General features: G+C 74.6%; 2 protein-coding genes. Both read left to right on the forward strand.

Translation table 11 applies throughout. The features are described 5' to 3' along the window. Positions 1-146 precede the first annotated feature (146 nt). The gene (locus MXD61_RS12465) at positions 147-6,827 is read left to right on the forward strand and encodes an SDR family NAD(P)-dependent oxidoreductase (protein WP_308222736.1); all 6,681 of its coding nucleotides are present in this window, start codon (positions 147-149) and stop codon (positions 6,825-6,827) included. Between the two features lie 78 nt (positions 6,828-6,905). Further along, positions 6,906-12,430: type I polyketide synthase (locus MXD61_RS28050; RefSeq protein ID WP_308222737.1), on the forward strand; the 5,525-nt coding region annotated here is incomplete at its 3' end.

The following is a 12,430-nucleotide window of genomic DNA, read 5'->3' on the forward strand; positions in this document are numbered from 1 at the left end:
CGTAGGGGTTGTCGCGGCGATCGGGGGTCAATCAGGATAAGAGTCGCGATGATGCGCCGCCAGTGAACGGTGCGGTCGCCCGGCCGATCCAATACTCCATTGAGTGGACGCTGATGACGGGGTCGATAGAATTGTGGGATTCTCGCGTGGATGATGCACGTCGGGTCATCCCGTGGGTTCTGGGGGCTGCTGGCCCGGCGGATCTGCGAACGCGGGCGGCCGAGCTGTGCGCGCGATATCGTGCCGACAACGGGGAACGTCCGCTGGACGTTGGATACTCGCTGGCATCGCAGGTGACGCCGTCGCCCTACCGCGGCGTTGTGGTCGGCGTGACCCGCGGCGACTTCGTGCGGAGTCTGGACGCCCTCGCCCGCGGCGAGACCGCCCCGGGTGTGGTGCACGGCCCGGCGGGTGAGGCGATGCGTCCCGTGTTCGTCTTTCCCGGGCAGGGCTCCCAGTGGCCGGGAATGGCAACGGACCTCATGGCGGTGTGGAGCCCCTTCGGCGCCGCGGTCCGGGCGGCGGCCGAGGCGCTGGCGCCGTTCACCGACCATTCGGTCGTTGACGTCCTGCGTTCCAGCGCTGGTGCGGGGGCGCCGACGTTGGAACGCGTGGACGTGGTCCAACCGGCGTTGTTCGCCGTGATGGTGGCGCTTGCCGGGCTGTGGCGTGAGTTCGGGGTCGAGCCGGTGGCCGCCATCGGTCACAGCATCGGTGAACCGGTGGCCGCCTGGCTGACCGGCGCTCTCTCCCTCGCTGACAGCGCGCGCGTCATGGCCCGTCTGAGTCAGGCGCAGCAGACCCTCGTCGGTCAGGGCGAGATGGCCCTGGTGTCGCTGCCCGTAGCCGAGGTTGAGCGCGATCTTGCCGCCGAGGGAGGCCGGGTGGGCATCGCCGCGGTCAACGGTCCGGCATCCGTGGTGATCTCCGGTGACGCGGACTCCGTCCGGCGGGTCGTCGCGGGTTACCCGGCGCGGGGAGTGTGGGCGCGCCGGATCGCGGTCGGGCTGGCCGCGCATTCGAGCCAGATCGAGCGGGTCCGGGACCGTCTGCTGGACGACCTGGCACCGGTCGTCCCCCGATCGGGGCGGTTGCCCTTCTACTCCGGCCTGGCCGGAGACGTCCTCGACGGGAGCGGTCTGACCGGTGACCACTGGTATCGAGCCCTCCGGGAGCCGGTCCAGTTCGCCCGGGCGGCCCGGGCCGCCCATGCCGCCCATGCCACGGCCGCCGGCGTCGCCTTCGTGGAGATCAGTCCGCATCCCGTGCTCACCGGGAGCCTGCGGGACATCGTCGACGCCCCGGATGCTCCGGGCGGTCCGACGGCGGTTCTGGCCTCCCTACGCCGCGATCAGGACGGCCCTCGCCGGTTCCTGCTCTCGCTTGCCGAGGCCTGGGTCCGGGGCGTGGCGGTCGACTGGACGGTGGCCTTCGCCGGCAGCGGCGGTCGTCTCCTCAAGGACGCGGGCCGGCCGGTCGGCCACGGTGATCCGGCCCTGATAGCCGACGCGGTGCCCGGTGACGCGGTGCCCGGTGACGCGGTGCCCGGTGACGCGGTGGCTGGCACGGCGGTGGCTGGCGCGGCGATGGTTGGTGACGGCTCGGCCGCCGCCGAGGGGCCCGAGCTGGTGCGGCGGCTGGCCGGCCGGTCATCGGCGCAACGCCAACGGATCCTGCTCGCGGCGGTGCGTGGCGAGACGGCGTCCCTGCTGGGACGCCCGTCGGCCGAGTCGGTGCCGCCCGGGGCGGCGCTGCGGGAGATCGGTCTCGACTCGGTGCCGGCGCTGGAGCTGCGCGGCCGGCTCGGCGAGCTGACGGGGCTACGGCTGGCGCCGACCCTTGTCTTCGATCACCCGACGCCTCGCGCGCTGGCCGGTCACCTGCTGGCCGAGCTCGACGGGACCGGCGAGGGGGAATCGTGGGAGCACGCCACGGTGGGGACCTCGGCGTCCGCCCCGGACGGTGTGGACGATGCGGACAGCGCGGGCGATGGTGTGGGCGGCGCGGGTTCCGACGAGCCGATCGCGATCCTCGCGATGAGCTGCCGGCTGCCCGGGGGCATCGACGACCCGGACGCGCTGTGGCGGTTGCTCGACGACGGCGGCGAGGTGGTCGGGGGGCTGCCGGGTGACCGCGGCTGGGACCTCGACCAGCTCACCGCGGTCCAACCGGCCCACCACGGTCCCAACCGGCAGCGTGAGGCCGGGTTCCTGACCGGTGCGGCCGCGTTCGACGCCGCCTTCTTCGGAATCAGCCCGCGCGAGGCGCTGGCGATGGATCCGCAGCAGCGCCTGCTGCTCGAGACCTCCTGGGAGGCCCTGGAACGGGCCCGGATCGACCCGACGAGTCTGCGCGGTACCGACACCGGGGTGTTCGCCGGGGTGACCGAGCAGGGATATGGCCCGAGGCTGGACGCGGCCCCCGCCGAACTCGAGGGTTTCGTTCTGACCGGCACCACCGCGAGTGTCGCCTCCGGACGGGTTGCCTACGTGCTCGGCCTCGAAGGACCGGCGGTGTCGGTGGACACGGCCTGTTCGTCCTCGCTGGTGGCCCTCCATCTCGCCGCGCAGGCGCTGCGCCGCCGGGAGTGCTCGCTGGCGCTGGCGGGGGGCGTCACCGTGATGCCGCATCCGGGCTCGTTCATCGAGTTCAGCCGCAAGAACGCACTGTCCGCCGACGGGCGGTGCCGGGCCTTCTCCGCCGACGCCGCCGGGTTCGGGCTGGCCGAAGGCGTGGGTGTTCTGGTCCTGGCGCGGCTGTCGACAGCGCGGCGGGCCGGGCATCCGATCCTCGCGCTGATCCGCGGCAGCGCGGTCAACTCGGACGGGGCGAGCAACGGTCTGACCGCACCCAACGGACGGTCCCAGCAGCGGGTCGTTCGGCGGGCGCTGGCCGCGGCAGGTCTGACCCCGGACGACATCGACGTCGTCGAGGCGCACGGCACCGGCACGCCGCTGGGCGATCCGATCGAGGCCACCGCGCTGCTCACCGCCTACGGTCAGGACCGGCCGGCCGACCGCCCCCTGTGGCTGGGCTCGGTGAAGTCCAACGTCGGCCATACGCAGGCGGCCTCGGGCGTGGTGGGCGTCATCAAGATGATCCTGGCGATGCGTCACGGCCGGCTGCCGAAGACGCTGCACGTCACGTCGCCGACACCACACGTCGACTGGTCCTCGGGTGCCGTCCGGCTGCTGACCGCGAGTACCGGGTGGCCCGCGACGGACCGCCCGCGCCGCGCCGGCGTCTCCTCCTTCGGGATCAGCGGGACCAACGCCCACGCCATCCTCGAACAGGCGCCCGCCACCGCGGTCGGCACCGCCACCGGCTCGGCGCGGACCGCCGCGGCGCCCGACCCGGCGGCCGGGCCCGATCCCGCCGCGCCGGTGGTCCCATGGCTGCTGTCCGGCCGTGGCGAGGCGGCGCTGGCGGCGCAGGCGCGGCGTCTGCGCATCCAGGTCGAGGCGGGCGCGGCCGGTACGTCACCCGGTGCGACGCCGGGGCCGGCCCTGGCCCGGCCGCGCGACACCGGCCATGCACTGGCCACCACCCGGGCGGCGCTGAGCCATCGCGCCGTCGTCACCGCCGCCGATGTCGACGGCTTCCGCCGTGGGCTGCGCGCGCTCGAGACCGGCCAGCCGGCGGCGAACCTGATCCGGGGCGTCGCGGACATCGAAGGCGACGTCGTCTTCGTCTACCCCGGCCAGGGCTCCCAGTGGGACGGCATGGTCCGCGACCTGCTGGCAGACGAGCCGGGTTTCGCGGCCTGCCTGCGGGAGTGCGCGGACGCGATCGCCGCGCACACCGGCTGGTCCGTGCTCGACGTGGTGCGCGGCGAGCCGGGGGCACCGAATCTGCACCGGGTCGACGTGCTCCAACCGGTCCTGTTCGCGGTGATGGTGGGGCTCACGGCGTGGTGGCGGGCCCATGGGGTCGAGCCCGCAGCGGTCGTCGGGCACTCCCAGGGCGAGATCGCGGCGGCCTGCGTGGCCGGCGGGCTCTCCCTGCCGGACGCGGCGAAGGTCGTCTGCGTCCGCGCCCGGGCGCTGCGCGCCACGGCGGCCGGCCGGGGCGGCATGGTCTCGGTGTCGCTGCCCCGCGACGCCCTCGAGGCGGTCCTGGGGTCCTGGCCGGGTCGCCTCGAGATCGCCGCCGTCAACGGGCCGGGATCACTCGTCGCGGCCGGTGATCCGCAGGCGCTCGACGAGCTGCTGGCGCGGTGTGAGGCCGACGGCATTCGGGCACGGCGGATTCAGGTTGACTACGCCTCGCACACGGCGCAGGTGGAGGCCCTACGCGAGCGCCTGCACCAGGAGCTGGCCGACGTCACCCCACGCCCGGCCACCATCCCGTTCTACTCCAGCCTCACCGGGTCGGAGCTGGACACCGCCACGCTCGACGCGGGTTACTGGTACCGCAGCCTGCGCGCGACGGTGGAGTTCCAGCAGGCCACCGAGGCGCTGCTCACCGACGGGCACCGGGCGTTCGTCGAGATCAGCCCGCACCCCGTCCTGACGGCCGCGGTGGAGGCCACCGCGGCGCAGGCGGACCGGTCGGTCGTCGTCGTCGGCTCGCTGCGCCGCGACCACGGTGGCCGGGAACGACTGTTGGCCGGGGCCGCCGAGCTGTTCACGCGCGGCGTGGCCGTCGACGTCACCGCCGCCTTCACGGACCCCCGCGGTGACCGGCCGCGCCCGGTCGACCTGCCGACCGTCGCGTTCCAACGCGAGCGGTTCTGGCTCGAGCGCCCGGCGGCCACGCGCCCCGAGGCCGCCGGGGACGGGTGGCGTTACCGCGTCGCCTGGCGACCGATGCCACCCCGGCCGGCGTCGACCTCGGACGCGGGCCCCGAGCCCTGGCTGATCGTCACACCAGCCGGTGACGCGGCCGTTCTGGCCGACGCGTGCGCCACCGCGTTGTCCCGGGCCGGTGTGCGGCCGGCGGTGCTGCCTGTCGATGCGGCCACGGTCGATCGCGCCGCGCTGGCCCGCCTGCTGTCGTCGACCCCACCGGACGGCTCCCGCAGCGGCGTACTGTCCCTGCTGGCCCTGGACACCGACCCGCATCCCGATCATCCCGAGCTCGCCCGCGGCCACGCGGCGACCGTGACCCTGCTTCAGGCGCTCAGCGACGTCGCCGCCGGCGGGTCAGTCGATCACGGGCCGCTGTGGTGCGTGACCCGCGGCGCCGTGCGCGCCGTCGCGGGCGACACGGTGCCGAGCCCGGCCCAGGCGTCGGTGTGGGGCCTCGCGCAGGTCACGGGCCTGGAGTACCCCGACCTGTGGGGCGGGATCATCGACCTGCCCGCGGACGGCGAGCCGGCGGACCTCGACCTGCTCGCCGCCCTGCTGCGCGATCCGGACGGCGAGAACCAGCTGGCGGTCCGCTCGTCCGGGGGACTCGTCCGGCGGATCGCCCCCGCCCCGCTGCCCGGCGCGGCGGGGCGGTCCTGGCGACCACGGGGCACGGTGCTGATCACCGGCGGGACAGGCGGGGTGGGGGCGCGGATCGCGCGCTGGCTTGCCGGCGCCGGCGCCGAGCATCTCGTCCTGGCCAGCCGCCGCGGCGCCGCGGCACCTGGCGCGGCCGAACTGGCCGCGCAGGTGCGCGACCTCGGCGCCGACGTGTCCCTGGTCAGCTGCGACGTCGGCGATCGGGACGCGGTCGCCGACCTGCTGGCGGGCATCCCGGCGGAGCTGCCGTTGCGCGCGGTCGTCCACGCCGCGGCCGTCCTCGACGACACGGTGCTGGACCGGCTGACGGCGCGACGGATGGCCAGCGTGTCGCGGGTCAAGGCCGGCGGGGCCTGGCATCTGCACGAACTGACCCGTGAGCTGGAGCTGGACGCGTTCGTGCTGTTCTCGTCGGTGACGGCGACCTTCGGGCTGCCCGGGGTGGCCAACTACGCCCCGGGCAACGCCTACCTGGAGGCACTGGCCGAACATCGCCGGGCGCGGGGCCTGCCGGCGACCGCGGTGGCGTGGGGACTGTGGGCCGACGGCGGCATGGTCGAGGGGGCGGCCGGCGCGCGGCTGCGTCGCCACGGCCTGATCGACCTGCGTCCGGAACTGGCCACGAAGGCCCTGCAGGACACCCTCGATCATGATCTCGTCACGTCGGTGCTCCTCGACGTCGACTGGGATCGGCTGGCCGGCACGCTGGCCGGCGGGCGCTCGACCCGGCTGCTCGACGAGATTCCGGCGCTGCGCCGGACGCTGCGACCGGCTCCGTCCGGCCTGGGGACAGCGGTGGCGTGGGACGCGCCGCTCGCGTTGCGCCGGACACTGGCGGAGCAGCCGGAGGCCGCGCGGTTGCGAACCCTGCTGACAGTCGTCGGCACGCACGCGGCCGCGGTACTCGGACATGCCTCCGCCGCGACGATCGGGGCCGACACGGCATTTCGGGACCTGGGATTCGACTCGCTCACCGCCGTCGAGCTGCGCAACCGACTGAACGCGGCGGCCGGGACCCGACTGGCGACGACGGCCGTCTTCGACCATCCGACCCCGACCGCGCTCGCCCGCCAGCTCGGTGCGCTGTGCGGGCAGGATCTCGCGGACGGATCTTCGACCCCGATGGACGAGACGTCGGTCACCGCGGCGGTGGCCCGCGCCCGTGCGGAACTCGACCGGCTCGCGCCGGCCCTGTCCGCCCTGTCCACGTTCGGCCCCGAATCCGCCGCGGACCGGGCGGAGATCGTTCGCCGGCTTCGAGGGCTGCTGGCCGGTCTGTCCGCTTCGGCCGTCGCACCTGCGACCGAGGCGGACAGCACGCCCGATTCGGACGACGAACTGTTCGACCTGCTCGACTCCGAGCTCGAAACCCCCTGACGTGCTGACCCCCGCCCCGGCGATCACAGGAGTACGCGTGTCGCACCATGGAATGCCGCCGCGATCGGGCGCTGCCGCGTGAACACCGAGGACCGGCTCCGCGACTACCTACGGCGCACGACCGCAGACCTGCGCCTCGCCCGGCAGCGACTGGCCGACGCGCAGGCCGCCGGACGGGAGCCGGTGGCGATCGTCGGGATGGCCTGCCGGTTCCCCGGCGGGGTACGCACACCGGCCGACCTGTGGCAACTGCTGGTCGACGGCCGGGACGCCGTCACCGACTTTCCCACCGACCGAGGCTGGGACCTCGACGGACTGTACGACCCGGACCCGGACCGGCCCGGACGCTCCTACGTCCGCTCGGGTGGTTTCCTCGACGACGCCGACGCGTTCGACGCCGAGCTGTTCGGCATCTCGCCGCGGGAGGCCCTCGCGATGGACCCCCAGCAGCGGCTGCTGCTGGAGACGTCCTGGGAGGCGATCGAGACCGCCGGGATGAATCCGCAGCGTCTGCGCGGCGCCGACACCGGGGTCTTCGTCGGTACGAACGGTCAGGACTACGCCTCGAACCTGGCGGCGGTCCCGCCCGAGGCCGAGGGCTTCCTGCTGACCGGACGGGCGGCCAGCGTCGTGTCGGGGCGCCTCGCCTACGTCCTGGGCCTGGAGGGTCCGGCGGTCACCGTCGACACCGCCTGCTCGGCGTCCCTGGTGGCGATCCACCTGGCATGCCAGGCGCTGCGCGCCGGTGAGTGCCAGGCCGCCCTGGCCGGCGGTGTGACGATCATGTCGACGGCCGGGCTGTTCGTCGAGTTCAGCCGGCAGCGCGGCCTCGCCCCCAACGGTCGGTGCAAGGCGTTCTCCGACGCCGCCGACGGCACCGGCTGGGGTGAGGGGGTCGGCGTGCTGGTCCTGGAACGACTCCGCGACGCGCGCCGTCTCGGCCACCGGGTCCTGGCCGTCATCCGCGGCAGCGCGGTCAACTCCGACGGTGCCAGCAACGGCCTGACCGCACCGAACGGCCCATCCCAGCAACGGGTGATCCGCCGGGCGCTGGCCGGGGCCGGCCTCGAACCGGACGAGGTCGACGCGGTCGAGGCCCATGGCACCGGAACCGTCCTGGGCGACCCGATCGAGGCCCAGGCGCTGCTGGCGACCTACGGGCAGGACCGGCCGGCCGACCGTCCCCTGCTCATCGGGTCGTTGAAGTCGAACATCGGCCACACCCAGGCCGCCGCCGGCGTCGGCGGTGTGATCAAGATGGTGCTGGCGATGCGGGCCGGCCTGCTGCCCCGCACCCTGCACGTGGACGCTCCGTCGGGCAAGGTCGACTGGTCGGCCGGCGCCGTGCGGGTGCTGACCGAACCCACACCGTGGCCGGTCACGGAGCATCCACGACGGGCCGGCGTCTCGGCCTTCGGCGTCAGCGGGACGAACGCCCATCTCCTGCTCGAGCAGGCCTCACCCGACCCGGATCCCGCGGACCCGCCGACGGCCCCGGACGCCCCGGACGTCCCGGTGGCTCTGGACAGCATGGCGGATCCCGACGTTCCGGCAGCCGTGGACGTCCCCGGGGCCACGGACACCCGGGATGGTGCCGGCGGTCCGGGCCCGTTCCCGCTGGTCGTGTCGGGCCGGGGCGCCGAGGCGCTGGCCGCGCAGGCCGATCGGCTGCACGACCACCTCGGACGGCGGCCGGAGCTGGGCCTGGCCGAGCTGGGACACGCCCTGGTGACGACCCGGGCCACCCTCGGAAACCGGGCGGTCGTCCTGGCCGAGGACCGCGACGAGGCTCTCGGCGCGCTTGCCGCGATCGCCCGTGGCGAGCCGACTCCACATGCCGTGCACGGGATCGCCGGACCCGCCGGCCCGGTCGCCTTCCTTCTGCCGGGCCAGGGCAGCCAGCGCCTCGGTGCCGGCGCGCAGCTGCGCGCGACCAGCCCGGTCTTCGCCGCGGCCCTCGAGGAGGTGTGCGGGCAGTTCGACCGGCACCTGCCGCGGCCCCTGGGTGAGGTTCTGTTCGCCGCCCCCGGGACGTCCGCCGCGGCGGCCCTGGACCAGACCGGCTTCACCCAGCCGGCGCTGTTCGCCGTCGAGGTCGCGATGGTCCGGCTGTTCGAGTCGTGGGGTGTCGTCCCCGACTATCTGCTGGGCCATTCGGTCGGGGAGCTCGCCGCCGCCCACCTCGCCGGCGTTCTGTCGCTGCCCGACGCGTGCGCGCTGATCGCCGCGCGGGGCCGGCTGATGCAGGCGCTCGCGCCCGGCGGCGCGATGGTCGCCATCGAGGCGGACGAGGGCGAGATACTGGCGACGTTGGTCGGCCTGGCGGACCGGGTGGACCTGGCGGCCGTCAACAGCCCGGCAGCCAGCGTGATCTCCGGTGACGCCGCGACCGTCGACGAACTCGCCGCCCGTTGGCGCGCCCGCGGACGCCGAACCACCCGCCTGCGGGTCAGCCACGCGTTCCACTCCCCGCACATGGACCCGATGCTGGCGGAGTTCCGCCGGGTCGCCGAGCAGCTCACCTATGCGCCGCCGCGTGTTCCCGTGCTGTCCGACCTCACCGGTCGACCGCACACCGTCGCACAGATCACCTCGCCCGACTACTGGGTGCGCCACGCCCGCGGCGCGGTGCGTTTCGCCGACGGTGTCCGCTGGCTGGACGAGGCCGGGACGCGGGCCTACGTCGAGGTCGGTCCGGGCGGTGCGCTGACCGCGATGACACGGCGCTGCCTCGACGAGGCCGTGCCCGCCGCGGCCACCCGTGCCGCGGCCACCCGTGCCGAGGGGCATGAGCAGCCCATCCTCGTCCCGACCCTGCGGCCGGGGCGGTCCGAGCCCCGGACCTGCCTGACCGCGCTGGCCAGCCTGCACGTGCACGGGTTCCCGGTGGACTGGTCGGCGGTCCTGCCGGCCGCCGCAAGCCATCCCGTCGAGCTCCCGACCTATGCCTTCACCCGCCGGCGTTACTGGCTGGCGCCCCCGGAACCGGCTGCCGGCCGGCCGCGGTCGTGGCGCTACCAGGTCGGGTGGAAGCCACTCGGTGCCGCCGAGCCCGCCTCGCCCGCCGGCACCTGGCTGCTGGTGACCGCACCCCGCCAGGTGGACGACGGCCCGCGTCGGGAAAGCGCGCGGATGCTCGCCGCCGCGGGCGTGCAGGTCATCGAACTCACCTGGGATCCGGTCGCTCTGGGCGACGACCCTTCGGGCTGGGCGCAGGTACTGCGTGCGGCGCTGCCGCCTGGACGCCGCGTCGACGGAGTTCTCGCACTGCTGGCAACCGACATCCCGGCCGATGCCGACATCCCGACCGATACCGCTGACGACGTTCCGGTCGATGTCACCGCCGACCGGGTGGTCGGCGAGACGGCGTCTGAGGCCCTGCTCGCGGCGCTGGGTCTGCTGCGGGCCCTGGACGATGTCGCTCCCGGCACCGGCCTGGGTGACGATTCCCCCGCTCCGTTGTGGTTGGTGACCCGCGGCGCCGTCAGCGTCGGGCCGGACGAGAAGCTGGCCAACCCCGATGCGGCGGCCGTGTGGGGTCTGGGCCGGGTCGCGGCGTTGGAGCATCCGCGTCGCTGGGGTGGACTGATCGACCTCGCCGGGCCCGCTGCCGATGTCGGGTCCGATCCCGAAAGCGGATCCGGCGTCGCTGCCGGATCCGAGGCGGAGATCCACCGGATGCTGGCGACGGTGCTCGCGGGCGGATTCGGGGCCGAGGACCAGCTGGCCATCCGGTCGACGGGGGTGTTCGGCCGCCGCCTGTGGTCCGTCCCGGCGGCCGGCCGGGAGCCCGGTGCGGGTCGGCCGGCGTGGACGCCCCATGGCACGGTCCTCGTCACCGGCGGCCTGGGCGCGCTGGGCGCGCATACCGCCCGCTGGCTCGCCGGGGCGGGGGCGGAGCATCTCGTCCTGACCGGTCGGCGGGGATCGGCGACGCCCGGCGCGGCCGAACTGGTGGCGGAGCTCGCCGCACTCGGCGCCTGTGTCACGGTCGCCGCCTGCGATGTCGCCGACCGCGCCGCCGTGGCGAACCTCCTGGAGACGCTGGCGGAGCAGGGGCACACCCCGAACGCCGTGGTGCATGCCGCGGGGGTCGAGCGCACCACGGCGCTTGCCGAGCTGAGCCCGGCCGAGCTGGCCGAGGTGACCGCCGCGAAGATCGCTGGCGCGACCCATCTCGACGCGTTGCTCGATCATGACGCCCTCGAGGTCAACGTCTCGTTCTCGTCGGTCGCCGGCGTGTGGGGCAGCGGTGGCCAGGGCGCCTACGCGGCCGCGAACGCCTTCCTGGACGCCCTCGCGCAGCGGCGGCGGGACCGCGGCGGGCGGGCGAGTTCCGTGGCCTGGGGCCCCTGGGCCGGTGGGGGGATGCTGGCGGCGGCCGGCGCCTCCCGCGCTGGCGACCTGCGCCGCCGAGGTCTGCCGCAGATGCCCCCGGACGCCGCGATCACGGCACTGGCGGACGTGCTGAACGGGGCGCCGGCCAGCGTCGCCGTCGCCGACGTGCGATGGGATCGCTTCGCGCCCGCCTTCACCGCGATGCGGCCCAGCCCACTGATCGAGGACCTGCCCGAGGTGCGCCACGGCCAGGCTGTCCAGTACGACGACCACTCCACTGGCCGCCCGGATCCGACCGGCCAGCCGACCGGCGAGCCCGCCGACCGGTCGGCGCCCGCGGCCCAGCCGTCGATCTCCCAGGAGCTCACCGCGTTGGCCGCCTCCGAACGTCCCGCGGCGGTCCTGGACCTCGTGCGGGCCGAGACGGCCCTGGTGCTGGGTCATGTCTCCGCGGCGGCGATCGATCCGGCCCGGGCCTTCCGTGACCTGGGCTTCGACTCCCTGACCGCGGTCGACCTGCGCAACCGCCTGTGTGCCCGGACCGGCCTGCCGCTGCCCACGACTGTCGTCTTCGACGTCCCGACCCCCCACGAACTCGCCGCTCACGTGCTTGCGCTGGCCCTGGGCGGCACGGCCCTCGCCGAGGAGCAGGTGCGGCTACAGCTGAGGGCAGCAGGTACCGATGCCGGTGCCGCGGGGGATGCCGGCGAGCCGATCGCGATCGTGGCGATGAGCTGCCGTCTGCCGGGCGACGTCGCCTCACCGGAGCAGCTGTGGGATCTGGTCGCCGCGGGCACGGACGCGATCTCCGGCTTTCCCGTCGACCGGGGCTGGGATGTCGAGGGCCTCTACGATCCCGATCCGCGGGCACCGGGAAAGTCCTACGTGCGCACCGGCGGGTTCCTCCACGACGCGCACCAGTTCGACGCCGACTTCTTCGGGATCTCGCCGCGGGAGGCGCTGGCGATGGACCCGCAGCAGCGGCTGCTGCTCGAGAGCACCTGGGAGGTGTTCGAGCGGGCCGGGATCGACCCGGCCACGGTGCGGGGCAGCCAGACCGGAACCTTCGTCGGGCTGGCCGGCCAGGACTACGGCACCCGCGTCGGGGCGGCCGAGGCCGGCCTGGAAGGCCATCTGCTCACCGGTACCGCGGGCAGCGTGGCGTCCGGTCGTCTGGCCTACACCTTTGGTCTGGAGGGGCCGGCGGTGACGGTGGACACGGCGTGTTCGTCGTCGTTGGTGGCGTTGCATCTGGCGGTGCGGGC

It is taken from the genome of Frankia sp. AgPm24 (genome assembly GCF_023243055.1).
GTDB lineage: Bacteria > Actinomycetota > Actinomycetes > Frankiales > Frankiaceae > Frankia > Frankia umida.